We start from the raw sequence: 25,456 nt of genomic DNA on the forward strand, positions 1-25,456 counted from the left end.
GTCTAGAGGGTCCGGTGGGGTCAGTTGCCGACGCGGCGGCGCAGGTCCTGGAACGCGGTGTAGTTCGCGATCGTCTCGATCCGTCCGGGCGGCGCCAGCTGCACGGCCTCGTCGAGGGACTCGCAGACCCGGAAGTCCAGGCCCGCGACCTCAAGACGCACCGCGAGGTCCAGCTTGCGGTCGCCCAGTACGAAGATCGGGTGACCGGCCAGGCGGGTGTAGTCGACGTCCCACAGCCAGGAGGTGTCGGTGCCGTCGGCGCCGCGCGCGTTCACGGAGAGCACCACCGGGGTGGGCGGCGGGTCGATCAGCGAGAAGGTCTCGAGCCAGCCCGCCGGGTTCTTCGCGAGCAGCAGACGCAGGTCGCGGCCCTGGAACTGCACGACGTCATAGCGTCCCGCGACGGCCTGCACCTGGTACATCCGCTCCAGGGCGACCTGCGGCGGCACGCCGAAGACGGCGGCGACGGCGGCCGAGGTGGTCGCGTTCGCCTTGTTCGCCCGGCCCGGCAGCTGGAGGTGGATCGGCCAGGCCGAGCCGTGCGGGTCCAGGACGTGGTCGCCGGAGAGCACCCAGCTGGGCGCGGGGCGGCGGAAGCCGCACTCGCCGCAGAACCAGTCGTCCCCGGGACGCTGCATCACACCGCCGCAGGAGGGGCACGACCAGGCGTCGTCCTTCCACTCCTGGCCCGCGGCCACCCACACGACGTTCGGCGACGAGGACGCGGCCCAGACGACCAGCGGGTCGTCCGCGTTCGCGATCACGACCGCCTTGGAGCCCGCCAGGCCCTCGCGCCAGGCCTCCGCCATCATGCGCGTCTCGGCGGCGCGGTCCAGCTGGTCGCGCGAGAGGTTCAGGAGCGCGATCGCCTTCGGCTCCACGTCACGAGCGACACCGGCGAGGTACTTCTCGTCGACCTCGATCACGCCGAATCTGGCGTCCGAGCCGCCCGCGAGGGCCGAGGTGATTCCCGCCGGCATGTTCGCGCCCAGTGCGTTCGACACCACGGGCCCGCTGGCGCGCAGCGCCTCGGCGAGCAGCCGGGTCGTGGTCGTCTTGCCGTTCGTGGCGGAGACGAGCACCACGTCCAGGTGCGTGGCAAGACGCCCGAGCAGGTCGGGGTCGAGCTTGAGTGAGACGCGGCCGCCGATCACCGATCCGCTGCCGCGGCCCGCCGCGCGCGATACCGCCGCGGCCGCCTTGCCCGCCGTCACGGCCAGCTTGGCCCGCGGCGACAGCGGGTCCGTGTTGCCTGCCATCAGTTCTGGATCCTCCTTGCGTACGGCGCCGCGTCTGCCCCCGGCAACGCGATGAACCTCAGCCTATCGAGATCCACTGACTAGCCCGAACCGCGGCACCACCCCGACCCCGGGGCTCTCCAAGGACCGTACCCTTGCGGCCATGCGAAGCGGCTCGATCCCGGGCGCCTCAGGGCGCGTACGACCCCTGACCCTGCTCGGTGCCCCCGTGCTGCACAAGCCCTGTGCGGAGGTCACCGCCTTCGACGCCGAACTGGCGCGGCTCGTCGAGGACATGTACGCCACGATGTACGCCGCCCAGGGAGTGGGTCTGGCCGCCAACCAGATCGGCGTGAATCAGCGGGTCTTCGTGTACGACTGCCCGGACGACGACGATGTGCGCCATCTCGGGTACGTGGTCAATCCGCGCCTCGTGGACGTGGACGGCGTCGTCGTGCGCGGTCCGGAGGGCTGTCTCTCGCTGCCGGGTCTCGAGGCCGCCACGCCGCGCTTCGACCACGCGGTGGTGGAGGGCGTCGACCTGCGGGGGGAGCCGCTGCGGGTGCACGGCACCGGCTGGTTCGCGCGGTGCCTGCAGCACGAGTGCGACCACCTGGAGGGCGGCGTCTACACCGATCACGTCACGGGCTGGCGGCGGCGCAGGGTGCTGCGGGCCGCCGCCAAGGCGTCCTGGAACAGCTGACCTTCGGCGAACGGCCGGCCTTCGGCGGCCGGCCGGTCCTCAGAAGCCGGGGCCGCCGATGCGGTTGCCCGCCGCGGCGAGCCGCCCCCACAGCAGATCGGCCAGGCTGCTGACCAACTCCGCGCGCGAGCAGGGCCGTTCGCCGAGCCACCAGTCGCCGGCCGCGTGCATCATGCCGACGATGCCGTGCCCCCACACGCGGGCGAGCTGCGCGCTGCCCGGACCGAGGTCGACGCGCTCCTCGATGACCTGAGCGAGTTCCTCGCCCATCCGGCGAAGCACCGGGGCGGAGTGCAGGCCCACGTCGAAGCCCTGCTCGCCGGGGGTGAGGGCGTCCGAGGGGTGCATCAGGAAGCGGTAGACCTGTGGGCGGGCCTCGATCGCCGCGAGGTAGGTGTCGAGCGTCTGCTCGACCCGCTCCCTGCGCTCGGCCGGGGCGTCCAGGGCGGCGCGCAGCGATTCGAGCAGCGCGTCGGTGTGCCGTTTGGCGAGCGCGGCGTACAGTCCGCCCTTGTCGCCGAAGTGCCGGTACAGGATCGGCTTGGTGATGCCGGCCTCGGCGGCGATCGCGTTCATCGAGGCGCCGGGCCCGTCACGCAGCACCACCCGGTCGGCGGCCTCCAGCAACTCGCGCCGCCGGCGCTCGGCAGACCGCTGCTGATCGGTCTGCTGTGTGGTGGTCTCCATAGCGTTTCTCTCCCCGCCCGTGCGATTGCGCCCCGCACGCGCAACGTAACACCCCGCGCGGGACGGCCATCGAACGGGCGGCCGGGAGTTGACATCGGCTACCGGCCGGTAACAGACTCCAGTTACCGCAAGTAACGCACGTCTTCACCGCAGGTCCTGGAGGGGTCATGGCCGAGTTCACCATGGAGCTCAACGACGAGCAGAAGGAGGTCCGGGACTGGCTCCACGGGTTCGCCGCCGATGTGATCCGTCCGGCGGCCGCCGAGTGGGACGAGCGTGAGGAGACCCCGTGGCCGATCATCCAGGAGGCCTCCAAGCTGGGGATCTACTCCCTGGACTTCTATGCCCAGCAGTTCTTCGACCCCACGGGCCTGGGCATCGTGATGGCGACCGAGGAGATCTTCTGGGGTGACGCGGGCATCGGCCTGTCCATCATGGGCACCGGCCTGGCCGCCGTGGGCGTCCTCGCCAACGGCACCGAGGAGCAGATCGGCACCTGGATCCCGCAGATGTACGGCGACGTGAACGACGTGAAGGTCGCCGCCTTCTGCTCCTCCGAGCCCGACGCGGGCTCCGACGTGGCGGCCATGCGCACCCGCGCCGTCTACGACGAGGCCAAGGACGAGTGGGTGCTCAATGGCACCAAGACCTGGGCGACCAACGGCGGCATAGCCAACGTGCACGTCGTCGTCGCGGTCGTCGACGCCGAGCTCGGCTCCAAGGGCCACGCCTCCTTCATCGTGCCGCCGAACACCCCCGGCCTCTCGCAGGGTCAGAAGTTCAAGAAGCACGGCATCCGCGCCTCGCACACCGCCGAGGTCGTCCTGGAGGACGTGCGCGTCCCCGGCCACTGCCTGCTCGGCGGCAAGGAGAAGCTGGACGAGCGCCTCGCCCGCGCCCGCGAGCGCGTCAAGACCGGCGGCGAGCGCGTGAAGAACGCCGCGATGGCCACCTTCGAGGCGTCCCGCCCGGCGGTCGGCGCGATGGCCGTGGGCACGGCTCGTGCCGCGTACGAGGAGGCCCTGGAGTACGCCAAGACGCGTACGCAGTTCGGTCGCCCGATCATCGACAACCAGGGCATCGCCTTCCAGCTCGCCGACATGCGTACGCAGATCGACGCAGCGCGTCTGCTCGTCTGGCGCGCCTCGTGGATGGCGAGCACGGGCAAGAAGTTCGAGTCGGCCGAGGGCTCCATGTCCAAGCTGTACGCGAGCGAGGTCGCCAAGAAGGTCACCGCGCAGGCGGTGCAGATCCTCGGCGGCAACGGCTTCACGCGTGAGTACCCGGTGGAGCGCATGCACCGTGACGCCGCGATCTACACGATCTTCGAGGGCACGAGCGAGATCCAGCGTCTGGTGATCGCGCGTACGTTGTCGGGGATGCCGATCCGCTAGTACGGGTGCCGCACGCGCGGTGCGTGAAATACGTGAAAAGTCCGCCCCTGTCGCTTCCGCGGCAGGGGCGGTTTTCCGTGGGCAGGTTGGGCGGGTTGGGCAGGTGGGGAGACGGGCAGGTAAACTTGCAAGGTTACCTGTCCACCTCGTACGGTGACGCACATGAGCGCACCCTCTGACGACCCCACTCCCGAGCAGATCGCGGCCGATCTGTCGAACGTCGTCCGGCTCCTCGTGCGACGCCTGCGCGGTGTGACACCGGCGACCGGGCTGAGCCCCTCGCAGCGCTCCGTGCTCGCCCGCCTCGACCACACGGGCCCCACCACCACCGCGGCCCTGGCCCGCGAGGAGCTCGTCCGGCCCCAGTCCATGCGGCTGACCGTGGGCGCGCTCGAGGAGATGGGGCTCGTCGAGCGGGCTCCCGATCCCGACGACGGGCGGCAGTCCGTCGTCTCCGTGACCGACCAGGGGCAGCGCACCCTCACCGAGATGCGGGCCGCCAAGCACGACTGGCTCTCGACGGTCCTCGCCGACGGACTCGACCCGGCCGAACGCCGCCAACTGACCGATGCCATCGTGCTGTTGGAGCGTCTGGTGCAGAAGTGAGGACGTCCGGCCTTCGGGGCGCGTCGCGCGCCCGCCCCTGACCGTCTGCCTCCCCAGCTCCACCCCCAGTAGGAAAGAGATCCACACCATGACCGCCACCACCCTCGACCCCACCACGGCCCTCGTCCTCGTCGACCTCCAGAAGGGCATCACCGCCCTGCCCACGGCCCACCCCTCGGCGGAGATCGTCGAACGGTCCGCCCGCCTCGCCGATGCCTTCCGCGAGCACGGTCTGCCCGTCGTCCTGGTCCGGGTCACCGGCGGCGCCCCCGGCCGCACCGAGGGGCCCGCACGGGGCGGCGACGTGCCCGCCGACTGGGCGGACCTGGTCCCCGAACTCGGCCGCCAGGAAGGCGACATCGTCGTCACCAAGCAGCAGTGGGGCGCTTTCTACGGCACTGATCTCGACCTCCAGCTGCGCCGCCGCGGCGTCACGCAGGTCGTCGTCGCCGGCATCGCGACGAGCATCGGCGTGGAGTCGACGGCCCGCGCGGCGCACGAGCACGGCTACCACGTCACGGTCGCCGTCGACGCGGTGACCGACATGGACGCCGACGCCCACCGCAACAGCATCGAGAAGATCTTCCCGAGGCTCGGCGAGACCGACACGGCGGAGGCCATCGCGAAGCTGCTGTAGGCACACCGCCGAGGTCAGCGCCGACCCTCGCCGACGCTCACGTAGGCGTCGACGCTCACGTAGGCCGGGAACCGCGCCTCCGGGGTGCCGCTTGCCCGGTGGGTCAGGGCTGGTACACGTACGGCGTCGTCACGCTCAGCGGTTCGAAGCCAAGGCGCCGCAGGATCGGGCGGCTGTCGTCGGAGGCGTCCACCTGGAGGTAGCGGCAGCCTCGGGCGGCGGCGATGCGGGTGCGGTGGGCGACCAGGGCGCGGTAGATGCCCTTGCCCCGCCACCGGGGTGCGGTGCCGCCGCCCCACAGGCCGGCGAAGTCGGTGCCGGGGCAGAACTCCATCCGGGCCGAGCTCACCGGCTCGTCGCCCGCCATCGCGACCACCGCGACGATGGTGTCCGGGGTCTCGGCCAGCTGGGTGAGGACCCGCTTGGCGAGGCGTTCGCCGAGTCCCGAGCCGTCCTCGCCGAACGCCACCGCGTGGGCGTCCGCCATCAGCCGCACGCCGGCCGCGTCCGTCACCGGGAGCAGGCGCACCCCCTCGGGCAGTTCGGGCTCCGTGGGCAGGCCGGCGACCTCGGCCACCATCACGGTCTCCGGCGGCTCGGGGACGAAGCCGGCCGCCCGGAGCCGCTCGGCGAGGTCGGCGGGGCGATCGTGGGAGTGCAGCTTCCACTCGAACTCGCGCCCGAGGGAGGTGTAGTACCGCACCTGCTCGGCGATGACGGCATCCGCCGTGTCCGTGTCGACGTCCGCCCAGTGGACGCCGTTCCAGTCGTGCTCGGCACCGATCTGCCGGACGACGCCCCCGGCGCGCTCGACGCGCGCACCGGGGCTGTCCGTCCGCGCCTCACGCCGGATCTGCCGGTCGTACGCGGCCAGTACCGCTTGGTGATCCATGCGGGCACTTCAGCAGGGCAGGTGGGTCACGGCAACCGAATTAGGGCGGGTCACGCCTGCCAGTGGCAGCGCAGGGCCGCGGTGGCGAAGCCGGGGCCGAAGGCGACCATGACGCCGCGGGCGCCGTCGGCCGGGGGAGCGGCGTGAGTGCGTTCGAGGACCCTCAGGACACTGACACCGCCGAGGTTGCCCTCGTCGGCGAGGGTTTCGGTGGAGTGGCGGGAATCGTGCGGGGTGAGGCCCAGGGCGGTGGTGGTGTCGGAGATGATGCGAGGACTGCCGGGGTGGATGACGGCGAAGTCGGGCTTCTGCGGGCCGTGCCAGTCCATGACGGCGGGCAGTACGTCGTCAGCGGCGGTGAGGGCCCTCTTGGTGGAGTCGAAGTGGAAACCGTCGCTTGCGATCCGCCCCTGATAGCGGTCGAGGCTGTGCGGCAGGACGTACTCGAAGCTGTCGTCGATGCAGATCCCGGGCCCTGATGCTTCGCTACTGAGAACCGCAGCGGAGGCGGAGTCCCCGAACAACGCCTTGTAGATCATCGATTCAATCGTCGTGTCAGCATGGTTGTAGACCGTGGAGATGACTTCGGCGGCGACGACGAGGACCTTGCTGCCAGGGCGGGCGGCCACGAGGTCGGCGGCACGGACGAGGGCCTGGGTGCCCCCCGCGCAGGCCAAGGTCGTCAACGCGATGCGGCGTACCGTGGGCCGCAGGCCAAGCCGGGCGACCAGGTGTACGTCGAGGTTCGGGACGGCCCAGCCGGTGACATGCGCGGTGACGATCGCGTCGATGTCCTCGGCGGCCAGTCCGGCGGCGTCGAGCGCCGCGTGGGCTGCGCGCTCGGCCATGGTGACGGAATCCTGGAAAGCGGTCTCGGCCCGCGCGCTGATCCCGGCCTTGCCCGCGATGCCCGGGGATTCGATGGGACGCGTGAAGTAGCGGGTGCGAACACCGCAGTTGCCCACGACACGGAGTATCGCGCTGAGCCGAGGATGGTCGGGGTGGTGCTCGCGTATGTCGTCCGCGATCTCAGCGGTGGTGATTTTATGGTCGCCGAATATGGTCTGGGGTCTTGAGACGTAGGCGGGCACGGGGTGACTCCCACTGGGCTTGTCGGATGTGGGGGGCGTGCGGCACAACGTACTTCACCGCACTGAACTGGTCCCCCTCCGACAACCGGAGTCTTTGAAGACGTGACCGCCTGGTCAGTGGGCCCGCAGCATGGGCGCGCGGGTGTGGGCGCGCTTCTCGCCGGGATGGAACACCATGATGATCAGCCGGGCGCCGGGCGCCGTCATGGGTTGCGCCGCGCACATGGTCAGCCAGCCGGGGCCCTGCTCGGCGTGGTGGAGGGGACGCTCATCGCCGTCCGGGTGCGAGAAGAAGCCAGTGGTCCCGTAGAGGGGGGCGGCCTCGGGGTCTTCGAGGACTTCCTTCTCTATCTGGCGCAGAACTTCGTCCTCGGGCCGCGCCGCGAGCGCGGCACGCAGTTGCGGCAGCACCATGGGAGCCCAGGCTGTGTGCCAGTCCGTCAGGGACTGGCGCCCGGCGGGGTCGAGGAGCATCCACCGCATCGTGTTGCCGGGCACTCTCCCGTGGGGGAACAGCTCCGCGAAGGGCTCGTTGTAGGCGAGCATGTCCCACGACGCGTCGGTGACGTATGCCATGTGGCCGATGCTCTCGACGGCCTCCTGCCATACCCCGGGGATCTCCTTGCCGGACGACTGGTGCAGTGGCCCCGGAGGCTCCTGCAACAGTGCGAACCGGCAGAGCGACACCCACTCCTGCTCGTTGAGCCCGAACAGCAGCGCCACATCCCGCAGCAGCGACGTCGGCGGATTGGGGTAACTGCCCGACTCCAGACGGTGATACGTCCCGATGGCCCGGTGCAACAGTTGGTCGACCTGGTGCTGGGAGAGGCCGCGGGCCCGTCGCCCCTGACCCGTGGGGCGGCTGAAGCCGTGCGATTCGGGGGCAATGAGGGCGCGTCGTTCGCGGAGCAGTGCGCGGAGCGCCGTCTTGTTCATGGTGGGTAATCCCTCTTGGTGCACGCCGAGTTGAGCATCTGCAGTCTAAATATTCTCAGCAGCTTTGGTAGTAAAGATTGCCCGAAGAAAAACGATCAGCCGGTACGGCATCATGGGCGGAGCGGGACCACCGACCTGCGAGTTCCACCGTCGGCGGGCACGCGGACACAACTGTGGGGCATCTTGACCGGGGAGCTTGAAATTGGCTGAAATTCCTCGGCGTTGGGTACCCCCTAGGCCTATTGGGCCGCTGCGGGAAGAGTATGGATCGGCTGTTCGTAATCCGATGTGTGTGGTCGGAAACGTCGCACTCGGGACGTACGACGCATGACTTCCCGAATCGGTTCCTGGGTCCACTGGCTGCGGCCGGTGCCGTCACTCGCCATTACGTAGCGGCCACGGTACCGGCCGCCCGCGGTTGTCCCGGGCGGTTCAGCGCGTCGGAGGGGCATCGCTCATCCGGCGGGAAGCTGCTCCTCGGCGCGGGCCAGGATCTCCGTCACGCGCAGTCCGAACCGCACATCACAGGCATGCGGCCGGCCGGATCGCGCCGACTCCACGAGCGCGTCGACCGCCGAGCCGAACGCGTCGAGCGCCCGGCCTCCCGACGGCATCAGCGCCGTTCCCGCCTCGCCGCGCAGCTCCACCGTCACCCCCGAAGCCTTCGCCGGCGTGGTCAGGCTCAGCGCCGCCGTGCTCGACGCGCCGCCGCTGTGCCGCAGGATCAGATGGACCAGGTCCGCCCGTCCCGCCGCCGCCGTCACCTCGGTGACATCCCCGAGCACCGGCATCAGGATGGACAGGGCGTGCGGCCCGACGTCCCACAGACCGCCCCGCTGCGCCCGCCAGGGCGAGGAGAAAGGGCTGGTCCCGTCCGGTGAGTAGAACGAGCTGTACCAGTCGGCGCGCCCCGCGAACCAGCCCTCCGTCATCGCCTGCTCCGCCACCCAGGCCGACGTCGGCCCCGCGAAGCGCAGCGTGAAGAAGACGACGGACGCCACCCGGGCCGCTTCGGCCGCCGCGGCGAGGTCACGTGCGGCGCCCACCGTCGTCGCCACCGGCTTGTCCAGGAGCAGATGACAGCCGGCCGCCGCGGCCCGCGCGGCCAGCGGTGCCTGCACGTCCGGCGGCACGGCGAACGCCACGGCGTCGCTAGCGGCGAACAGGTCGTCCACGTCCGCGTACGCCGTCATCGCGTGCGCCGACGCCAGCGCGGCGGCCGCGTCGGGCCGGCGCCCCCACACGCCGGTGAGCTCCACGTCCGGGTGCGCGGCGAGCGCCGGAGCGTGGGTGGACGAGGCCCAGGAGCCCGTGCCGACCAGTCCAATTCGCAGTCTCTTCATGGGCGGCATTATGGCTGACTCCATACCTTCGGCGGTGGCGGCGGCCAGTGCCCGCAAGGCAGTTGGCCGTTCTTCGCCGATGTGTCCAAGTCGCGGATGGCTGGATCTCGTATCCGAACTCGGCAGTAGTGAAAGCCAATTCACCCGCTATGGTGAATTCCCATTCACTTCGCTTCGCCCCCATTCGCTTCTCTGCACTTCGTGTCCGCGCTGGAGTGATCATGAAGCTCGTCCCGATATCTTCCGCGGGCGGCGCAGGCATATGCGCCCGTCTGACGGTTCCGGTGCTGGCCTTCGGCGGCATTCTCATGGCGGTCACGCAGACGGTGGTCGTGCCGCTGCTGCCCGATCTGCCGCGCCTGACCGGCAGCTCACCGGGCGCGGTGTCCTGGCTGGTCACCGCCACCCTGCTGGCCGGTGCCGTCCTCACGCCCGTCCTGGGCCGGGCCGGCGACATGTACGGCAAGCGGCGGGTGCTGCTCGCCGCGCTCGGCCTGATGACCGTGGGCTCGACGCTGTGCGCGCTCACCTCCGACATCCGGGTGCTGATCGCGGCCCGCGCGCTGCAGGGCGCGGCGGCGGCCGTCGTGCCGCTGTCGATCAGCATCCTGCGGGACGAACTCCCGCCGGAGCGCACCGGTTCGGCGGTGGCGCTGATGAGCTCCACCGTCGGGATCGGGGCGGCGCTCGGCCTGCCGCTCGCCGCGCTGATCGTCCAGTACGCGAACTGGCACGCCATGTTCTGGGCCACGAGCGCGCTGGGCGTCATCGGACTCGCCCTCGCCTGGTGGACCGTGCGCGAGTCGCCCGTCCGCTCGCCGGGGCGCTTCGACACCTGGGGCGCGCTGGGTCTCGCCGTGGGCCTGGTCTGCCTTCTGCTCGCGGTGTCGCAGGGCGGGCAGTGGGGGTGGGGCAGCGCACCCGTGCTCGGCCTGCTCGCCGGCGCCCTCGTCGTCCTGAGCGTCTGGTGCGGGCAGCAGCTCCGGTCGGGACAGCCCCTGGTGGACCTGCGCCTCGCGGCCGGGCGGCGCGTGGCGCTGCCGCACGTGGCGGCGCTCCTGGCCGGATTCGCCTTCTACGCCAACTCGCTGGTCACCGCCCAGCTGGTGCAGGCGCCCGTCGCCGCCGGCTACGGACTGGGCCTCTCGATCGTGGCCACCGGTCTCTGCCTGCTGCCCAACGGCGTGATCATGCTGGTGCTCTCACCCGTGTCGGCCCGTGTGTCCACCGCGTACGGCGCCCGGGTGACGCTGGCCGTCGGGACGGCCGTCATGGCGCTCGGCTATGTCGTCCGCATCGTCGACAGCCGTCACCTGTGGGTGATCCTCCTGGGGGCGGCCGTGGTCTCGATGGGCACGACGTTCGCGTACTCGGCCCTGCCCACCCTGATCCTGCGGGCGGTACCCCTCGCGCAGACGGCGTCCGCCAGCGGCGTGAACGTCCTCATGCGCACCATCGGGCAGAGCCTGTGCAGCGCGGCGGTCGCCGCCGTGCTCGTCCGGCACACCACCGTGCTCGACGGGGTGCACGTGCCGACCCTGCCCGCCTATCAACTGGCCTTCGCCATGGCCGGAATCATCGCTCTCGCCGCCTGTGCCGTGGCCCTCGCCATACCCTCGGACCCGTCACCCGACGGCACCGAGCGGACCGCCGGGCGGCCAGGACCCCTGCAGGAGACGGCCCTGGAAGGAAGAAGCTGACGCCTTGAACACCTCTGACGCCATGACCGCGGCGGATTCCGGCGCGGCATCGGAACCCGGGGCGTGCGCCACCGGCCCCGCCCGCCGCGACGCCGAGGCGACGAAGGACGCCATCATCCGCGCCGCCCGCTACCTCCTCGCCCGGCACGCGCACGCCGACATCACGCTCAAGGCGGTGGCCGAACGGGCCGGTGTGAGCGCGCCGTTGGTCCTCAAGTACTTCGGCAACAAGGACGCGCTCTTCGCCCGCATCATGTCCTTCGAGGCCGACGTCGACGCCCTGCTCGACGCGCCCCTGGCGGAGCTCGGCCGGCACATGGTCCACCACCTGCTGACCGGCCAGGCCGAGCACGGCGCCGACCCCATCCTGCGGATCGTCTTCGCCCCGCTCCACCGCGAACAGGGCGACACCCTGCGCGGCAACTTCCGTACGCAGGTGGTGGAGCGCCTGGGCGAGCGCCTCGAAGGACCCGACGCGGGCGTGCGCGCCGAGCTCGCGGTGGGCACGCTGCTCGGTCTGGGCGTGATGTACGGGATAGCGCGCGGGCCGCACTTGCGCGGCACGCCGATCGCCGAGATCACCGAGCGGTACGCGCCCACCGTGCAGGCTTTCCTCACCCCTCCGTGAGGGCCCGAATCCTGAGGGCCCCCGAATCCCGTCGGCCTCCCGAGCCGGCCTCCCGAATGGAGAGCACACATGAGTGACGCGAGTGAACGACCTGCCCTGGCGGCCGAGTTGGGCATGGAGCCGCACCCGGAAGGCGGCTGGTTCGTCGAGACCTGGGCCTCGGGGCACGCCTTCACGCCCGCCGGCTACCCCGGCAAGCGCACGGCGGCGACCGCCATCTACTTCCTGCTCTGTCCGGGAGAGGAGTCCCGCTGGCACGTGGTGCGATCCGACGAGATCTGGCTGTGGCACCGCGGCGGCCCCCTGGACCTGCACCTGGGAGGTGACGGCGAGCTCCCGAAGGAGGGCGCGGCGCCCATGCGGCTTGGGCCGGGCGTCGAGCGCGGCGAGCGACCGCAGATCCTGGTGCCCGGCGGCGTGTGGCAGGCGGCGCGTCCCACCGGCGACGAACCGGCCTTGGTCAGCTGTGTCGTCGCGCCCGGCTTCGACTACGCGGACTTCCGGCTGGCGGACTGACGCGGCCGGCCCGTGGAGGCGTCCCGCGGTGAGCGCACCACCGTGGACGCCGAGTCCTTCCCGCGGTGCACGACCGCGACCGCCGCGAGCCCGACCGCGAGGCCCAACGCGGTCTGTACGCCGAAGGGTTCGCCGAACATCAGGGCGCCCCACAGGGCCGTGACCGGAGCCATCAGGAACATGAGCGTGTTGACCTGCGTGACGCCGGAGCGGCGCAGGATCAGCCAGTAGAGCCCGTACCCGCCGAAGGTGGAGAGCGTCACCAGCCAGCTGATCGCCACCCAGAACGACGCCTCCGCCGGCGGGACCGCGGCGCCGGATCCCACCGCGAGCGCCGTGAAGATGACGGCGCTGGTCACGCAGTGGACGGTCATCGAGACCGCCGGGGCGACCGGACGGGGGGCGCGGCGTTCCAGGAAGGTCGCCGCGACCAGCGAGAACATGCCGATGAACGGCACCAGATAGGCCCACCAGGGAGCGTCGGTGCCGCCGGTGGCGTCCGCCGCGGTCACGATGACGACTCCGCTCACGCCGAGGGCGAGTCCCACCCACTGCGTGCGCGAGACGTACTGGCCGAGCAGCGGCCCGGCCAGGGCGCCCGCCACCAGCGGCTGGGTGCCGTCGATCAGGGCGGTCGTGCCGCTGGAGACGCCGAGCTGTATCGCGTAGTACACGGTGAGCAGATAGCCGCTCTGCGACAGTGCCCCGACCGCCGCCTGCCGCAGTGCGTCGCGCGCCGTGAGTCCGCGCCAGGACGCGCGCGCCACGGTGAGGGCGACGAGCGCGAGCACGAGGGCCAGCGGCAGGAACCGCCACATCAGGACCGTCACCGCACTCGCGCTCCCGGCGCCCAGCTTGGCCCCGATGAAACCCGAGCTCCAGGTCAGTACGAACGCGATCGGGAGCAGGACGTTCATGGCGTTCCTCCGATGGTCGCTGTGGCCCCGACAGGGCGGTCGGGAGCGGTGGCCGAGGTATACAGATCTGTCTACTCGCTGCTCGAGTATACAGATCGGTTTACTATGGAGGCATGGGTGACAGGGTGAGTGAGATCGCGAAGGTGACGGCGGGCTCCGGGAGCGCGCCGCGCAGGATCGTCATGACGCCGGGGGCGCGGCGCGCCCTGGACGCCGCGAGCGCGCTGTTCTACGACCGCGGCATCCACGCCGTCGGGGTGGACCTGATCGCCGCCGAGGCCGGGGTCACCAAGAAGACGCTGTACGACCGGTTCGGCTCCAAGGAGCAGATCGTCGTCGAGTACCTGGCGGCCCGCGACGAGCGCTGGCAGGCCTTCCTCGCGCCGTACGTCGAGGCCGCGACCACCCCGCGGGCCCGCATCCTGGCCGTCTTCGACGCCTCGCGCGACTGGGCCGGGGCGAACAGTGCCAAGGGCTGCAGCATGGTCAACGCGCACGCCGAGATCAGTGACCCCGCGCACCCCGCGTATCAGGTCATCACCGGCCAGAAGGCCTGGATGCTCGCCCTGTTCACCGGCCTCGCCGGCGACATCGCGCCCCGGCGGGCGGCGAAGCTCGGCCGGACGCTGATGCTGCTGCACGAGGGCGCGCTGGTCGCGCACGGTCTGCGGATCTTTCCGGACGCGATCGACCGCGCCCGCGACGACGCGGCGGCGCTGCTCCGAGACGCTCTCCGGTCCACTCCTGCTGCTGACTGAAAGCGCAGGTCGGAGGCCCTTTGGGGAAGTCTTTGCCGTTGGCCGGAATGTGATGTTCCGTGTTACCGGCTCATTGACCGTACGCAGTCGCGAGGGGCACGCTGCTCATATAGCTGCTGTCTACACCTAGTTTCTCGGGTGGTGGCGCACCAGCAGCGTGAAGCAGGAGGTAGCGCATGTGTGGCATTACTGGCTGGGTCTCCTTCGACCGTGACCTGCGGTCCGTCTCCGGCACCCTGGACGCGATGACCGAGACGATGTCCTGCCGCGGCCCCGACGACCGCGGCACCTGGATCGAGGGCCCCGCCGGACTCGGGCACCGCAGGCTCGCCATCATCGACCTGCCCGGCGGGCGCCAGCCCATGACCGCGCGGACACCGCGCGGCACCGTCGCCCTCGTCTACTCGGGGGAGACCTACAACTACACCGAACTGCGCCGCGAACTGGCCGGGCGCGGCCACGAGTTCAGCACCGACTCCGACACCGAAGTCGTCCTGCGCGGCTATCTGGAGTGGGGCGAGGCGGTCGCCGAACGGCTCAACGGCATGTACGCGTTCGCGGTGTGGGACGGCCGGCACGACAAGCTCGTCATGATCCGCGACCGGATGGGCATCAAGCCCTTCTACTACTACGAGACCCCGGACGGCGTCCTGTTCGGCTCCGAGCCCAAGGCGATCCTCGCCAACCCGCTGGCCCGCGCCCGGGTGACCACCGACGGGCTGCGCGAGCTCTTCACCTTCGTCAAGACGCCCGGTCACGCCGTGTGGGACGGAATGAACGAGGTCGAGCCCGGCACCGTCGTGACCGTCGACCGCTCCGGTCCGCGCCGTCACGTCTACTGGCGGCTCGAGACCCGCCCGCACCCCGACGGGCGGCAGGAGTCCATCGCCAAGGTGCGCGAACTCCTCGACGACATCGTGCGCCGCCAGCTCGTCTCGGACGTGCCGCGCTGCACGCTGCTCTCCGGCGGCCTCGACTCGTCGGCGATGACCGCGCTCGCCGCGCGCCAACTCGGCGAGGCGGGCGAGACCGTGCGCAGCTTCGCCGTCGACTTCGTGGGCCAGAGCGAGAACTTCGTGGCCGACGCGCTGCGCTCGACGCCGGACACGCCCTACGTGCACGACGTGGCCAAGGCCGCCGGCACCGACCACCGCGACATCGTCCTGGACTCGCACGCCCTCGCCGACCCCGAGGTCCGGGCCAAGATGATCCGCGCCCGCGACCTGCCCATGGGCTTCGGCGACATGGACGCCTCCCTCTTCCTCCTCTTCCGGGCCATCCGGGAGCACTCGACGGTCGCGCTCTCGGGCGAGTCCGCGGACGAGGTCTTCGGCGGCTATCTGCAGTTCTTCGACGAGGAGGCCCGCAACGCGAGCACCTTCCCCTGGCTGGTGAAGTTCGCCGAGCAGTTCGGCGACGACGCCGACGTCCTGCGCCCGGACCTGACCGCCGCCCTCGACCTGCCCTCGTACATCCAGCGGAGCTACGACACGGCGGTCGCCGGAATCCGGCGCCTCGACGGTGAGAGCGACTTCGAGTTCCGGATGCGCAAGATCTGCCATCTGCACCTGACCCGGTTCGTGCGCGTCCTGCTCGACCGCAAGGACCGCGCGAGCATGGCCGTGGGGCTCGAGGTGCGGGTGCCGTTCTGCGACCACCGCCTGGTCGAGTACGTCTACAACGCGCCCTGGTCCCTGAAGTCCTTCGACGGCAGGGAGAAGAGCCTCCTGCGGGAGGCAACGGCGGACGTCCTGCCGACTTCCGTGTACGACCGCGTGAAGAGCCCTTATCCCTCCACGCAGGACCCCAAGTACGCGATCGCCCTCCAGGGGCACGTCAAGGATCTCCTGGCCGAGCCCGCCCACCCGGTCTTCGATCTCGTCGACCGGGACCGGGTGACGCGGGCCGCGCAGCGCGACGTACCGCAGATCACCCAGGCGTCCCGGCGCGGACTCGAACGCACGCTCGACCTGGCGATCTGGCTCGACCTGTACGAGCCGGAGATCTCCCTGGCCTGAGTGCCGCCGTCGCCGCCGGCGGCGTCACTGCCCTGAGCAGCTGCGGACCGTCGGCTGCGGCGGGACCCGGTCCTCGGGATCGGGTCCCGCCGTGGTCGCGAGCGTGTCCAGGAAGCGCTGGAGCGCGGGCGCGCCACCAGGGCCCAGGCTCCGGCGGATGGGCGGCACGGCCGCCGGTGTGCCGGAGCCGCGCCGGGCGCCGGGGGCGGGGCAGGGGAGATCCGTGGCGTCGACGGTCGCGGCCCGGCGTATGAACTCATCGACCGTGAGGCCGAGCTGGTCCGCGTTGCGCTGGACCGCTTCGTACTCGTCGGGCGTGAACAAGACCTGCACAGGCTTGGCACCGTCCATGAACGCATGATGCCGTCCGAGGGGTGCGCCGCGCGGTGCGGTTGGCATATTCGCGCTCGAAGGCGTGAAACGGAACGGGATGGACATGTCCGATCGGAAATAGAGGTAGGCCCCGACCGGACGGGGGAATCGCGATCGGGACCTACGTACTGTTCAACGGTGAACCAATACCTGGTGTTCCCAGGTCGGGGCCTTGTCGCTGTGAGCTGCGTTACGTGCAGGATTCAACGGGCGGGGGTCCGCGCGACGCGGAATCCCACGTCGTCGATCCGGAACGTCGGATGGCTGCGGCGGCGCACCGAGGCCCGGCAGCTCCAGTGCTCGTCGAACCAGCCGCCGCCACGGAGCACCCGGTAGGTGCCGTACACCTCGGGGTCGTAGAGGTCCCAGCACCACTCCCACACGTTGCCCAGCATGTCGTGCAGGCCCCACGCGTTGGGCTGCTTGCCGCCCACCTCATGGATGCGCCCCGAGCCGTTGCCGCCGTGCCAGGCGATCTCGTCGAGCGGCCCGTACCGCGCGCCGTCCGTCCCGGCCCGGCAGGCGTACTCCCACTCGGCCTCGGTCGGCAGCCGGAATCCGTCGGCGGATTCGTCCCACTCGGCGTCCTCATCGGAGCCCAGAAGGTAGGCGGGAGTCAGTCCCTCCCTCAGGGACAGGGCGTTGCAGAAACGGACCGCGTCCAGCCACGAGACCCCCTCGACCGGCAGCCGGTCGCCGGTCGCGGTGCTCGGCCGCTCGCCGGTGACCTGCGCGTACCGCTCCTGGGTGACGGGGCAGGCCGCTAGTTCGTACGCCGCGACCTCCACCGGCCACCTGCGCCGGGTCCGCCGGTCCGACAGCGTCACCTCGCCCGCTGGGACGCTGATCATCTCGTTCTCCGTGCTCAGGGGGACGACAGGCGGGCCGCACGCATCTGCAGGTAGCGGACCTCGGGGATGCTCAGCGTACGCTTGGCCGCCAACTGGTAGGCGGCGCGGGCCGCTTCCGTCTCGCCCGCCCGCTCCAGGAGATGGGCGCGCACCGCGTCGAGCCGGTGATGGCCCGCCAGCCGGTCCTCCAGCGCGGCGACTTCGGCGAGACCGGCGCGCGGCCCGTGCACCATGGCGAAGGCGACGGCCCGGCTGAGCTCGGCCATGGGTTCGGGAGAGCGGCGTACGAGGATGTCGTACAGGGCGAGGATCTGCGGCCAGTCGGTGGCGTCGGCGCGCTCGGCCTCGTCGTGCAGCGCGGCGATGGCCGCCTGCAACTGGTAGACCCCGGCCGGGCCCTGGGACAGGGCCTTCTCGACCAGCGCCGAACCTTCCTCGATCGCGCGCCGGTCCCAGCGCGAGCGGTCCTGCTCGTCGAGCGGGATGAGCTCCCCGTGGGGGCCGGTGCGGGCCTCGCTGCGGGCCTCGGTGAGCAGCATGAGCGCGAGCAGCCCGGTCACCGCGCCGTCCCGGGGCAGCAGGGTGCGCACGGACCGGGTCAGCCGGATCGCCTCGCGCGCCAGGTCCGCGCGGTGCAGGTCGCTGCCGGAGGTCGCGGTGTAGCCTTCGTTGAAGATCAGGTAGAGCACCTGAAGGACGACCGCGAGCCGCTGGTCACGGTCCTGTGGGCCCGGCTGGCGAAACGGCACCCCCTTGACCTTCGCCTTGGCCCTGCTGATCCGCTGCGCCATCGTCGCCTCGGGCACGAGATGGGCGCGGGCGATCTCGGCGGTGGTCAGACCGCCGACCGCGCGCAGCGTCAGCGCGACCTGCGCGGCCGGGCTCAGCCCGGGATGGCAGCACAGGAAGAGCAGCGTCAGGGTGTCGTCGTCGGACGGCGCGCGGCTCTCGCCCGGTGCGGGCGCCGTGAAGGCGTCCCGGGGCGACAGCTGGGCGGCCTCCTCCTCGCGCCTGCGCCGCGCCTCGTCGCTGCGCAGCTGATCCATCAGGCGCCGCGACGCGACCCTGATCAGCCAGCCGCGCGGGTTCTCGGGAACGCCCTGCTCGGGCCACTGCCGCGCCGCGGAGATGAGCGCCTCCTGCACGGCGTCCTCGGCCTCGCCGAAGTGTCCGTAGCGGCGCACGAGCGCGCCGAGGACCTGCGGCGCGTGCAGGCGCAGCAGGTCCTCGACCACGGCCGTGCCGTTCAGGACGCTTCGTCGGGGCCGCCCATGATGGGGCGGATCACCACGGGGTAGTTCGGCGCGCCCTCGGGGATCGGGCACGTCTGGATGCGGTTGGCGATCTCCGTGACCCGGTCCAGGCTCTCGCAGTCCAGGACCCAGTACCCGGCGAGCACTTCCTTCGTCTCGCCGTAGGGGCCGTCCGTGATGACCGGGCGGCCTTCCTTGTCCACGTCGACCAGCCGGGTCTGCGAGGGCTCGGCCAGGCCCTGTGCCTCGACCATCTCGCCGGACTCGGCCAGGTCGTCGTTGAGCGCGCCCATGAAGGCGAACATCGCCTGCAGGTCCTTCTCGCTCCACGCCGGGCTGGTCGCGTTCGCCTTGCCGCTCTGCGCCTCGTAGTCCGCCTGCGTGCCCTGAACCATCACCAGATACTTCATGATGTCGCTCCTCGACTGTGCGGTGGTCACCCCTTGTGGGCAACTCTCACAGGGGACGTCGGAGCGGACGACCCGTTCTCGACACTACGCCGCGAAGAATTCGGTGCGTCGTCGAAAGAGCGCGCACGGCCGCCGCTGCCCTCCCGGGCCGACCAGGACGTTTCGGCGGCGGCCGAATCGACGCGCGGCTACGGTGCGTGCATGACGTACGCACATCGAGCCGCCGAGTTCCGTGCCCTGCACCGCACCGGCGAACCCCTGCTGCTGCCCAACGCCTGGGACCACGCGTCGGCCGCCGCGCTCGCCCACGGCGGTTTCCCCGCGATCGGCACCACCAGCCTCGGCGTGGCGGTGGCCGCCGGGAAGGCGGACGCCACGGGCGAGACCCGGGAGGAGACCCTGCGCCTGGCCCGCGGCCTGGCCCGGCTGCCCGCGCTGATCACCGTGGACATCGAGGGCGGCTTCAGCGAGCGGCCCCAGGACGTCGCGGACCTCGCGGCGGAGCTGGCCCTGGCGGGTGTCGTGGGCGTGAACATCGAGGACGGGCGCCCGGACGGGACGCTGGCCGACACGGCTCTGCAGTGCGAGCTGATCGGCGCGCTCAAGGAGGCGGCCCCCGACCTGTTCGTGAACGCGCGCACGGACACGTACTGGCTGCGCGCCGGGGGAGCGGGCGAGACCGAGCGCCGGGCGGTGGCCTACCAACAGGCGGGCGCCGACGGCGTGTTCGTCCCCGGCCTCCAGGAGGAGAAGGCCATCGCGGCACTGGTCGATGGCGTGCTCGACGTCCCGCTGAACATCCTCTTCGCGCCCGGCGCCCTGACCTTCGGGCGTCTTGCGGAGCTCGGCGTGCGCCGGGTGAGCAGCGGCTCGCTGCTCTTCCGCGCGGCCCTGCACGGAGCCGTCGATGCGGCTCGCTCGATCGCCCGGGGTGGCGCCGTCCCGGAGGGGCTGCCGTCGTACGCGGACTCCCAGGCGCTCTCGGCGGCCTACGGCAAGGGCGCGGGGCGGTAGCGAGTAGCGGCGGGGGCTAGCGGCGCACTCCGTCCTCGTCCAACTCGCCGTCCCCGTCCGGCCTTTCGTCCCCGTGGTGGCGGGTGGCGCCCGCGTCGCGCTGCTGGTCGCCGTGGCCCGGCCACCATGCCGCGTGCCCGATGAGGGCCGTCAGCGCGGGGGTGAAGATCATCGCCATGACGAAGGCGGCGATGAGGATGCCGAAGGACAAGGAGAAGCCCATCTGGGAGAGCGTCGAGTTGCCCGCGAGCATCAGCGTCGCGAACGTGCCCGCCAGGATCACGCCCGCCGAGCCGATCGTCGGGCCCGAGTGGCGCACCGCCGTGCCCGCCGCGTCGTGCGGGGTGCGGCCCTCGCGGGCCTCCTCGCGCAGCCGCGAGACCATGAGGATGTTGTAGTCCGTGCCCAGGGCGACCACGAACAGATACATGATCACCGGCAGCATGAACATCAACCCGGGCTGGCTGCCGATCTGCTGGAACAGCAGCGAGGTCGCGCCCAGGGTCGCGCCGAAGCCGAGGGCGACGGACAGCATCAGGTACCACGGCGCGACCAGGCTGCGCAGCAGCAGGCCGAGGATGACCATGATGGCCAGCGCGGCGACCGGGAAGACCACCGAGTAGTCGCGGTCCACGGCCTTGTTGATGTCGACGTACACCGCCGTCGTCCCGCCGACCAGTGCCTCGGTGCCGGTCGGCGCGTCGTCGTGGGCGATCGGGCGCAGGCGGTCCTTGACGGTCTCCAGGGCCTTGTCGGAGGCGGGCGGATCGGTGAGGACGACGGAGAACGACGCCGTCGTACGGTCCGTGCTCAGGCGGGGCGCGGAGACCTCGCCCACGCCCTGGACGTCGTCCAGCTGCCCGCGGAAGGCGGCCGTGCGCGCCGCGGGGAGCGGTCCGTCGTCCGTCGAGGTGAGGTAGACGAAGGTCGGGTCGGTGGTGCCCGCGGGGAAGCCCTTCTGGAGGTCGTCCAGGGCGACCATGGACTCCTTGTCCTTGGGCAGCGAGGAGCCCGCGAGGTCGAAGTTGGCCCGGTAGCCCAGCGCGCCCAGCGTCAGCACGCCCATGAACAGCGCCGACACCAGGGCCCAGACGGCGGGCTTGCGGGCGATGGAGGTGCCCAGGCGGGCGAAGCCGGTGCCCTGCGGCTCCCGCTGCCACGACTTCGAGGGCCAGAACACCTTGGTGCCGAGCAGCGAGACGACGGCGGGGACCAGCGTGAGTCCGGCGAGCAGCGTCACGAAGACCGCGATGGCCAGGGCCGGGCCCATCGAGCGCAGCATGCCGAGCGAGGAGAGCGTCAGGGCGGCGAAGGCGACGATGACGGCGCCCGCCGCCGATGTGATCGCCTCGCCGACCCGCTCGACGGCGTGCACCATGCCGGCCTTGGGATCCTCGCCCGCCCGCAGCGCCTCTCGATAGCGGAAGAGCAGGAACAGGATGTAGTCCGTGCCGACGCCGAACAGGACGACGGTGAGGAGTTCCTGGATGGAGGAGTCGGCCTTCATGTCGAAGGCCTTGTTCGCGGAGGCGATCAGGCCGGTCGCCATCGGCGAGATGAGGCCGATCAGGACCACGGGAAGCAGCGCGATGATCGGGCTCCGGAAGATCACCAGGAGCAGCACGATGATGATCACGATCGTGCCGACCCCGACGAGCAGTCCGGCCCGCTCCGACGCGTCGCTCTCGTCGAGCGCCTGCGCGGCGGAGCCGGTGATCCCGGCGGACAGGTCCGTGCCCTTCAGCTCGGGCTTGAGATCGGACCGCAGGTCCTTGACGGCGTCCTGCTGCGCGGTGTCCTCGGGGTTGGTGAGCTTGGGCATCGCGACGACCGACGTCTGCACGAGCTTGTTGGGCGAGACCGCGCCGGGCACGACCGCCTGCACCTCGGGGATCTTCCTGGCCTGCAGGTCCTTGGAGACGCGGGTGACGTCCGCGGAGTCGGCCGCCGTCAGCTTTCCGCCGTCCGAGCGCTGGAAGACGATGATCGCGCCGACGTTCTGCTGCTGGGGGAACTCCGCTTCTTGCACGTCCGCCGCGCGGATGGACTCGTAATGGTCCGGCAGGAAGCTCGCCTCGTCGCTGCTGGAGGTGAGTTTCGGCGCCAGGGAGATCACGGCGCCGGCCGCCACGACCCACGCCAGGATGATCCACCACGGGCGACGGACCACGAATCGGCCCAGGCCAGAGAACATCGGCTGCTGCCTCCCTCGCCCCCGAGGCGTAACAGAGCGTCCTGACCAAGGATCTTCCGGACCGGGCGGCCCCGCCACTTGAGCCGTTCGGCGCAAGGGCGGGATGCGCCCGGGGACGTCCGACGGCGTCCGCGTGCCGTGACGCCCGCCCGCGTGCCATGACGCCCGGGGCGCCCGAGGGCGCCCGCCTGCCGTCAGCAGCTGGTCATCAGAAGTTGATCATGTGTCCGGCCAGGCCGTGCACCGCTTCCTTGACCGCCTCGCCGAGCGTGGGGTGCGCGTGGACGTTGCGCGCGACCTCGTGCACGGTCAGGTCCCACTGCTGGGCCAGGGTCAGCTCGGGAAGCAGCTCGGTGACGTCCGGGCCGATCAGGTGGGCGCCGATGATCTCGCCGTACCGCGCATCACTGATGATCTTGACGAAGCCGACGGTGTCGCCCAGGCCGTGCGCCTTGCCGTTCGCCATGAACGGGAACTTGGCGACCTTGACGTCGAAGCCCTTCTCCTTCGCCTGCGCCTCGGTCCAGCCGAAGCTGGCGATCTGCGGCTGGGAGTAGGTGGCGCGCGGGATCATCGGGTAGTCGAGCTCCATCGTCTCGGCGCCCGCGATCGTCTCGGCGGCCACGACACCCATGGACTCGGCGGTGTGCGCGAGCATCAGCTTCGCGGTGACGTCACCGATGGCGAAGATGTGCGGCACGTTCGTCCGCCCGTGGCCGTCGATGTCGATGGCGCCCCGCTCGGTCACCGCGACGCCCGTCGCCTCCAGGCCGAAGCCCTCGACGTTCGGAGCGAAGCCGATGGCCTGCAGGACCTTGTCCGCCTCCAGGACCTCCTGCTTGCCGTCCTTGCCGGTCACCGTGACCTTGACCTGCGGGCCCGACTCGTCGATCGACTCGACGCGGGTCGAGGTCTTCACGTCGATGCCGAGCTTGCGGTACTGCTTGGCCAGCTCCGTCGAGACGTCCGCGTCCTCCAGGGGCGCGATGCGGTCGAGGAACTCGACGATGGTCACCTTCACGCCGTAGTTGTGCAGGACGTAGGCGAACTCGATGCCGATGGCGCCGGCGCCCGCGATCACGATGGACTGCGGCACGGAGTCGGCGAGGATCTGCTCCTCGTACGTCACGACCTTCTCCGAGCGCCGCGTGCCGGGCAGCAGCTTCGGCGTCGCGCCCGTGGCGATGATGCAGTTCTCGAACGTGATGGTGTCCGTGGAGCCGTCCGACTTGGCGACCTGGAGCGTGTTCGCGTCCAGGAACGTGCCCCGGCCGTCGAACTCGGTGATCTTGTTCTTCTTCATCAGGAAGTGGACGCCCTTGACGCGGCCGTCGGCCACCGTGCGGCTGCGGTTGAACGCCTCGCCGTAGTCGAAGGACACGTTCCCGTCGACCTTGATGCCGTACGTCTTCTGCTCATGCGTGAACAGATGGGCCAGCTCGGCGTTGCGCAGCAGCGCCTTGGTCGGGATGCAGCCGACGTTGAGGCAGACACCTCCCCAGTACTTCTCCTCGACGACCGCTACCCGCTTGCCCAGCTGGGCGGCGCGGATGGCGGCCACATAGCCGCCGGGTCCTGCTCCGAGCACGACGACGTCGAAGCGGTCTTCCATGGGGAGGTCCTCTCTGGTGGTACGTATCTCGCGTACGGGTGGTGTTCTCGCCGATGGGACGGAACCGCTGGTGCACAACGCCCGATGCCTCGATCATGCGGCATGTGGCCGCCTCGGCGGCGGGCGGGTGCCCCGGTGGCGCGGCGCACGAGTGGGCCACGCGACTGGTCGGTCAAGTAGCGCCCCTCTGCCGGAGGTTCACTGTGCCCCACGATCCCCGTCCCCACGTCCCGCACAACCCGGACGTCACCCCCGCTCTTCCTGATCTCCTTGTGAAGGACGCCTCACTGCTCGTCGTGGACGGCGAGCGCGAACTGCCCGGAGGCTGGGTCGCGCTCACCGACGGCCGGGTCAGCGCCGTCGGCGGCCCCGGCGGCGAGCCCGAGGCCCGGCGGACCGTCTCCGCGGGCGGGCGCCTCGTCACCCCCGGTCTGGTCAACACGCACCATCACATCTACCAGAACCTCACCCGCTCCTACGCGCCCGCCGTCAACGGCTCCCTCTTCGACTGGCTGACCACCCTGTACCCGCTGTGGGCCGCGCTCGACGAGGAAGCCGTCCACGTCTCGGCGTACGTCGGCATGGCCGAACTCCTCATGGGCGGCTGCACGACCTCGATGGACCACCTCTACGTCCATCCCCGCCCGTACCTGATCGACGCCGAGATCAGGGCCGCCCGCGACATCGGCTTCCGCTTCCACGCCACCCGCGGCTCCATGACGCGCTCCGTGGACGACGGAGGCCTGCCGCCGCGCAGCGTCACCCAGACCGACGAGGAGGTCCTCGCCGACAGCGAGCGGCTGATCGCGGCCCACCACGACCCGGCACCCGGCGCGCTCGTGCGCGTCGCGCTCGCGCCCTGCTCGCCCTTCTCCGTCACCAAGGAGCTGATGACGGCGACCGCCGAGCTCGCCGAGCGCCACGACGTACGCCTGCACACCCACCTCGCGGAGGACCCCGACGAGGACACCTACTGCCAAGAGGTCTACGGCTGTCGCCCTGTCGAGTACTTCGAGGACGCGGGCTGGATGAGCGACCGGACCTGGGTCGCGCACTGCATCCACCCCGACGACGGCGAACTGCGGCGCCTGGCCGCCGCCGGAGTCGGCGTCGCACACTGCCCCAGCTCGAACATGCTCATCGGCGGCGGTACCGCCCGCGTACGCGAGATGCGCGAGCTCGGCCTGCCGGTCGGCATCGGCTGCGACGGCTCCGCGTCGACCGACCACGCGTCGCTGTGGATGGAGACCCGCGCCGCGCTGCTCCTGGGCCGCTACCGCGGCGGACCCACCGCGATGACAGCGCGCGACGCACTCGACATGGCGACCCGCGGCTCCGCCCAATGCCTGGGCCGCGCGGACGAGTTGGGGCATCTGCGCCCCGGTGCCTGCGCCGACCTCGTCGTCTGGGACCTCCATGAGGTCGCGCTGGCCGGGGCGTTGAGCGATCCCGTGGAGGCCTGGCTGCGCTGCGGGCCCGCACGGGCGTGGACCACGGTCGTGGCGGGCCGCGTCCTGGTGGACCGGGGCGAGCCCGTCCTGCCCGGTCTCGCGGACGCGCTGCGGGACCACGCCCGGATCGCACGCCGGATGCAGGCGGTGGTGTGAGGCACTCAACCGCCTTTATCGGCAAGCCTGTTGGTGATCCGGTCCCGGGTGCGCCCGGCCGAACGCCACCGGATAGTGT

24 protein-coding genes are annotated in these 25,456 nt (G+C 71.1%); 11 read left to right on the forward strand and 13 right to left on the reverse strand.

Annotation, left to right across the window (positions count from 1 at the left end; translation table 11 throughout):
* Nucleotides 1–20: 20 nt before the first annotated feature.
* Entirely contained in the window at nucleotides 21–1,259 is a 1,239-nt protein-coding gene (locus ACIGXX_RS32045; RefSeq protein WP_249585950.1) for a MurT ligase domain-containing protein, read from the reverse strand.
* A 142-nt stretch (nucleotides 1,260–1,401) separates the two neighbouring features.
* Here ACIGXX_RS32045 and def point away from each other — a divergent pair, with 142 nt between their 5' ends.
* Complete coding sequence (def, locus tag ACIGXX_RS32050; RefSeq protein ID WP_399980838.1) at nucleotides 1,402–1,941, forward strand: peptide deformylase; 540 nt, start codon at nucleotides 1,402–1,404, stop codon at nucleotides 1,939–1,941.
* 39 nt (nucleotides 1,942–1,980) lie between these two features.
* On the opposite strand, the gene ACIGXX_RS32055 is transcribed toward def, so the two are convergent.
* A complete protein-coding gene (locus tag ACIGXX_RS32055) occupies nucleotides 1,981–2,628 on the reverse strand; it encodes a TetR family transcriptional regulator (protein ID WP_351164324.1) in 648 nt (215 codons plus the stop codon).
* Between the two features lie 167 nt (nucleotides 2,629–2,795).
* Between ACIGXX_RS32055 and ACIGXX_RS32060 the strand changes: the two genes are divergently transcribed.
* The 3 genes from ACIGXX_RS32060 to ACIGXX_RS32070 all read left to right on the forward strand — a co-directional run bounded on the left by ACIGXX_RS32060 (nucleotide 2,796) and on the right by ACIGXX_RS32070 (nucleotide 5,265).
* The gene (locus ACIGXX_RS32060; RefSeq protein ID WP_351164325.1) at nucleotides 2,796–4,022 is read left to right on the forward strand and encodes an acyl-CoA dehydrogenase family protein; all 1,227 of its coding nucleotides are present in this window, start codon (nucleotides 2,796–2,798) and stop codon (nucleotides 4,020–4,022) included.
* Nucleotides 4,023–4,184: 162 nt separating this feature from the next.
* Entirely contained in the window at nucleotides 4,185–4,628 is a 444-nt protein-coding gene (locus tag ACIGXX_RS32065; protein WP_399980843.1) for a MarR family winged helix-turn-helix transcriptional regulator, read from the forward strand.
* A gap of 88 nt (nucleotides 4,629–4,716) precedes the next feature.
* Complete coding sequence (locus tag ACIGXX_RS32070) at nucleotides 4,717–5,265, forward strand: isochorismatase family protein (RefSeq protein ID WP_351164327.1); 549 nt, start codon at nucleotides 4,717–4,719, stop codon at nucleotides 5,263–5,265.
* A 103-nt stretch (nucleotides 5,266–5,368) separates the two neighbouring features.
* Here ACIGXX_RS32070 and ACIGXX_RS32075 read toward each other — a convergent pair whose 3' ends face one another.
* The 4 genes from ACIGXX_RS32075 to ACIGXX_RS32090 all read right to left on the reverse strand — a co-directional run bounded on the left by ACIGXX_RS32075 (nucleotide 5,369) and on the right by ACIGXX_RS32090 (nucleotide 9,527).
* A complete protein-coding gene (locus ACIGXX_RS32075; protein WP_351164328.1) occupies nucleotides 5,369–6,157 on the reverse strand; it encodes a GNAT family N-acetyltransferase in 789 nt (262 codons plus the stop codon).
* Nucleotides 6,158–6,207: 50 nt separating this feature from the next.
* Nucleotides 6,208–7,248 carry a PhlD gene (locus ACIGXX_RS32080; RefSeq protein WP_399980846.1) on the reverse strand — a complete coding sequence of 347 codons (1,041 nt, stop codon included), beginning with the start codon at nucleotides 7,246–7,248 and terminating at the stop codon, nucleotides 6,208–6,210.
* A gap of 114 nt (nucleotides 7,249–7,362) precedes the next feature.
* Nucleotides 7,363–8,184: a helix-turn-helix domain-containing protein gene (locus ACIGXX_RS32085; protein WP_351164330.1), complete on the reverse strand. Its 822-nt coding sequence runs from the start codon at nucleotides 8,182–8,184 to the stop codon at nucleotides 7,363–7,365.
* A 455-nt stretch (nucleotides 8,185–8,639) separates the two neighbouring features.
* Nucleotides 8,640–9,527 (reverse strand): Gfo/Idh/MocA family oxidoreductase, encoded by an 888-nt coding sequence (locus tag ACIGXX_RS32090; protein WP_366464322.1) that lies wholly within the window; start codon nucleotides 9,525–9,527, stop codon nucleotides 8,640–8,642.
* 221 nt (nucleotides 9,528–9,748) lie between these two features.
* Here ACIGXX_RS32090 and ACIGXX_RS32095 point away from each other — a divergent pair, with 221 nt between their 5' ends.
* The 3 genes from ACIGXX_RS32095 (at nucleotide 9,749) to ACIGXX_RS32105 (ending at nucleotide 12,371) form a co-directional block, all read left to right on the forward strand.
* Nucleotides 9,749–11,227: an MFS transporter gene (locus ACIGXX_RS32095; RefSeq protein ID WP_351164332.1), complete on the forward strand. Its 1,479-nt coding sequence runs from the start codon at nucleotides 9,749–9,751 to the stop codon at nucleotides 11,225–11,227.
* Between the two features lie 22 nt (nucleotides 11,228–11,249).
* On the forward strand, nucleotides 11,250–11,855 hold the full coding sequence (locus tag ACIGXX_RS32100; protein WP_351164479.1) for a TetR family transcriptional regulator: 606 nt from the start codon (nucleotides 11,250–11,252) through the stop codon (nucleotides 11,853–11,855).
* 69 nt (nucleotides 11,856–11,924) lie between these two features.
* Nucleotides 11,925–12,371, forward strand: a complete 447-nt coding sequence (locus ACIGXX_RS32105; RefSeq protein WP_351164334.1) for a cupin domain-containing protein — start codon at nucleotides 11,925–11,927, stop codon at nucleotides 12,369–12,371.
* On the opposite strand, the gene ACIGXX_RS32110 is transcribed toward ACIGXX_RS32105, so the two are convergent.
* Nucleotides 12,344–13,288 carry a DMT family transporter gene (locus tag ACIGXX_RS32110; RefSeq protein WP_399980852.1) on the reverse strand — a complete coding sequence of 315 codons (945 nt, stop codon included), beginning with the start codon at nucleotides 13,286–13,288 and terminating at the stop codon, nucleotides 12,344–12,346. The genes ACIGXX_RS32105 and ACIGXX_RS32110 overlap by 28 nt on opposite strands.
* Before the next feature lie 182 nt (nucleotides 13,289–13,470).
* Here ACIGXX_RS32110 and ACIGXX_RS32115 point away from each other — a divergent pair, with 182 nt between their 5' ends.
* Both ACIGXX_RS32115 and asnB read left to right on the forward strand, forming a co-directional pair.
* Complete coding sequence (locus ACIGXX_RS32115) at nucleotides 13,471–14,046, forward strand: TetR/AcrR family transcriptional regulator (protein WP_399981050.1); 576 nt, start codon at nucleotides 13,471–13,473, stop codon at nucleotides 14,044–14,046.
* 176 nt (nucleotides 14,047–14,222) lie between these two features.
* On the forward strand, nucleotides 14,223–16,064 hold the full coding sequence (gene asnB, locus ACIGXX_RS32120; RefSeq protein WP_399980855.1) for an asparagine synthase (glutamine-hydrolyzing): 1,842 nt from the start codon (nucleotides 14,223–14,225) through the stop codon (nucleotides 16,062–16,064).
* Nucleotides 16,065–16,088: 24 nt separating this feature from the next.
* On the opposite strand, the gene ACIGXX_RS32125 is transcribed toward asnB, so the two are convergent.
* The 4 genes from ACIGXX_RS32125 to ACIGXX_RS32140 form a co-directional block, all read right to left on the reverse strand.
* Nucleotides 16,089–16,415 carry a plasmid mobilization protein gene (locus ACIGXX_RS32125; RefSeq protein WP_399980858.1) on the reverse strand — a complete coding sequence of 109 codons (327 nt, stop codon included), beginning with the start codon at nucleotides 16,413–16,415 and terminating at the stop codon, nucleotides 16,089–16,091.
* A 224-nt stretch (nucleotides 16,416–16,639) separates the two neighbouring features.
* Entirely contained in the window at nucleotides 16,640–17,287 is a 648-nt protein-coding gene (locus ACIGXX_RS32130) for a formylglycine-generating enzyme family protein (RefSeq protein ID WP_399980861.1), read from the reverse strand.
* A gap of 14 nt (nucleotides 17,288–17,301) precedes the next feature.
* Nucleotides 17,302–18,522, reverse strand: coding sequence for an RNA polymerase sigma factor (locus ACIGXX_RS32135; RefSeq protein WP_399980864.1), 1,221 nt, complete (start codon nucleotides 18,520–18,522; stop codon nucleotides 17,302–17,304).
* 11 nt (nucleotides 18,523–18,533) lie between these two features.
* Complete coding sequence (locus ACIGXX_RS32140) at nucleotides 18,534–18,950, reverse strand: YciI family protein (RefSeq protein WP_351164341.1); 417 nt, start codon at nucleotides 18,948–18,950, stop codon at nucleotides 18,534–18,536.
* Nucleotides 18,951–19,151: 201 nt separating this feature from the next.
* Between ACIGXX_RS32140 and ACIGXX_RS32145 the strand changes: the two genes are divergently transcribed.
* Complete coding sequence (locus tag ACIGXX_RS32145) at nucleotides 19,152–19,964, forward strand: isocitrate lyase/phosphoenolpyruvate mutase family protein (protein ID WP_399980867.1); 813 nt, start codon at nucleotides 19,152–19,154, stop codon at nucleotides 19,962–19,964.
* Nucleotides 19,965–19,980: 16 nt separating this feature from the next.
* Here the strand turns inward: ACIGXX_RS32145 and ACIGXX_RS32150 are convergent, their stop codons facing one another.
* A complete protein-coding gene (locus ACIGXX_RS32150) occupies nucleotides 19,981–22,158 on the reverse strand; it encodes an MMPL family transporter (RefSeq protein ID WP_399980870.1) in 2,178 nt (725 codons plus the stop codon).
* Between the two features lie 208 nt (nucleotides 22,159–22,366).
* Entirely contained in the window at nucleotides 22,367–23,770 is a 1,404-nt protein-coding gene (gene lpdA, locus ACIGXX_RS32155) for a dihydrolipoyl dehydrogenase (RefSeq protein ID WP_351164344.1), read from the reverse strand.
* 203 nt (nucleotides 23,771–23,973) lie between these two features.
* Here lpdA and ACIGXX_RS32160 point away from each other — a divergent pair, with 203 nt between their 5' ends.
* Nucleotides 23,974–25,377 carry an 8-oxoguanine deaminase gene (locus ACIGXX_RS32160; protein ID WP_399980873.1) on the forward strand — a complete coding sequence of 468 codons (1,404 nt, stop codon included), beginning with the start codon at nucleotides 23,974–23,976 and terminating at the stop codon, nucleotides 25,375–25,377.
* Nucleotides 25,378–25,456 lie beyond the last annotated feature (79 nt).

Origin of the sequence: Streptomyces sp. NPDC055243, from assembly GCF_044544025.1 — a bacterium.
GTDB lineage: Bacteria > Actinomycetota > Actinomycetes > Streptomycetales > Streptomycetaceae > Streptomyces.

What these genes read in the sequence shown, in the direction of transcription:
- def (WP_399980838.1), top strand. Translation starts at nt 1,402, where the DNA reads ATGCGAAGCGGCTCGATCCCGGGCGCCTCAGGGCGCGTACGACCCCTG.
- ACIGXX_RS32045 (WP_249585950.1), bottom strand. Translation starts at nt 1,259, where the DNA reads ATGGCAGGCAACACGGACCCGCTGTCGCCGCGGGCCAAGCTGGCCGTG.
- ACIGXX_RS32105 (WP_351164334.1), top strand. Translation starts at nt 11,925, where the DNA reads ATGAGTGACGCGAGTGAACGACCTGCCCTGGCGGCCGAGTTGGGCATG.
- ACIGXX_RS32140 (WP_351164341.1), bottom strand. Translation starts at nt 18,950, where the DNA reads ATGAAGTATCTGGTGATGGTTCAGGGCACGCAGGCGGACTACGAGGCG.
- ACIGXX_RS32060 (WP_351164325.1), top strand. Translation starts at nt 2,796, where the DNA reads ATGGCCGAGTTCACCATGGAGCTCAACGACGAGCAGAAGGAGGTCCGG.
- ACIGXX_RS32095 (WP_351164332.1), top strand. Translation starts at nt 9,749, where the DNA reads ATGAAGCTCGTCCCGATATCTTCCGCGGGCGGCGCAGGCATATGCGCC.
- ACIGXX_RS32125 (WP_399980858.1), bottom strand. Translation starts at nt 16,415, where the DNA reads ATGGACGGTGCCAAGCCTGTGCAGGTCTTGTTCACGCCCGACGAGTAC.
- ACIGXX_RS32145 (WP_399980867.1), top strand. Translation starts at nt 19,152, where the DNA reads ATGACGTACGCACATCGAGCCGCCGAGTTCCGTGCCCTGCACCGCACC.
- ACIGXX_RS32150 (WP_399980870.1), bottom strand. Translation starts at nt 22,158, where the DNA reads ATGTTCTCTGGCCTGGGCCGATTCGTGGTCCGTCGCCCGTGGTGGATC.
- asnB (WP_399980855.1), top strand. Translation starts at nt 14,223, where the DNA reads ATGTGTGGCATTACTGGCTGGGTCTCCTTCGACCGTGACCTGCGGTCC.
- ACIGXX_RS32070 (WP_351164327.1), top strand. Translation starts at nt 4,717, where the DNA reads ATGACCGCCACCACCCTCGACCCCACCACGGCCCTCGTCCTCGTCGAC.
- ACIGXX_RS32085 (WP_351164330.1), bottom strand. Translation starts at nt 8,184, where the DNA reads ATGAACAAGACGGCGCTCCGCGCACTGCTCCGCGAACGACGCGCCCTC.
- ACIGXX_RS32055 (WP_351164324.1), bottom strand. Translation starts at nt 2,628, where the DNA reads ATGGAGACCACCACACAGCAGACCGATCAGCAGCGGTCTGCCGAGCGC.
- ACIGXX_RS32100 (WP_351164479.1), top strand. Translation starts at nt 11,250, where the DNA reads ATGACCGCGGCGGATTCCGGCGCGGCATCGGAACCCGGGGCGTGCGCC.
- ACIGXX_RS32065 (WP_399980843.1), top strand. Translation starts at nt 4,185, where the DNA reads ATGAGCGCACCCTCTGACGACCCCACTCCCGAGCAGATCGCGGCCGAT.
- ACIGXX_RS32110 (WP_399980852.1), bottom strand. Translation starts at nt 13,288, where the DNA reads ATGAACGTCCTGCTCCCGATCGCGTTCGTACTGACCTGGAGCTCGGGT.
- ACIGXX_RS32115 (WP_399981050.1), top strand. Translation starts at nt 13,471, where the DNA reads ATGACGCCGGGGGCGCGGCGCGCCCTGGACGCCGCGAGCGCGCTGTTC.
- ACIGXX_RS32090 (WP_366464322.1), bottom strand. Translation starts at nt 9,527, where the DNA reads ATGAAGAGACTGCGAATTGGACTGGTCGGCACGGGCTCCTGGGCCTCG.
- lpdA (WP_351164344.1), bottom strand. Translation starts at nt 23,770, where the DNA reads ATGGAAGACCGCTTCGACGTCGTCGTGCTCGGAGCAGGACCCGGCGGC.
- ACIGXX_RS32075 (WP_351164328.1), bottom strand. Translation starts at nt 6,157, where the DNA reads ATGGATCACCAAGCGGTACTGGCCGCGTACGACCGGCAGATCCGGCGT.
- ACIGXX_RS32130 (WP_399980861.1), bottom strand. Translation starts at nt 17,287, where the DNA reads ATGATCAGCGTCCCAGCGGGCGAGGTGACGCTGTCGGACCGGCGGACC.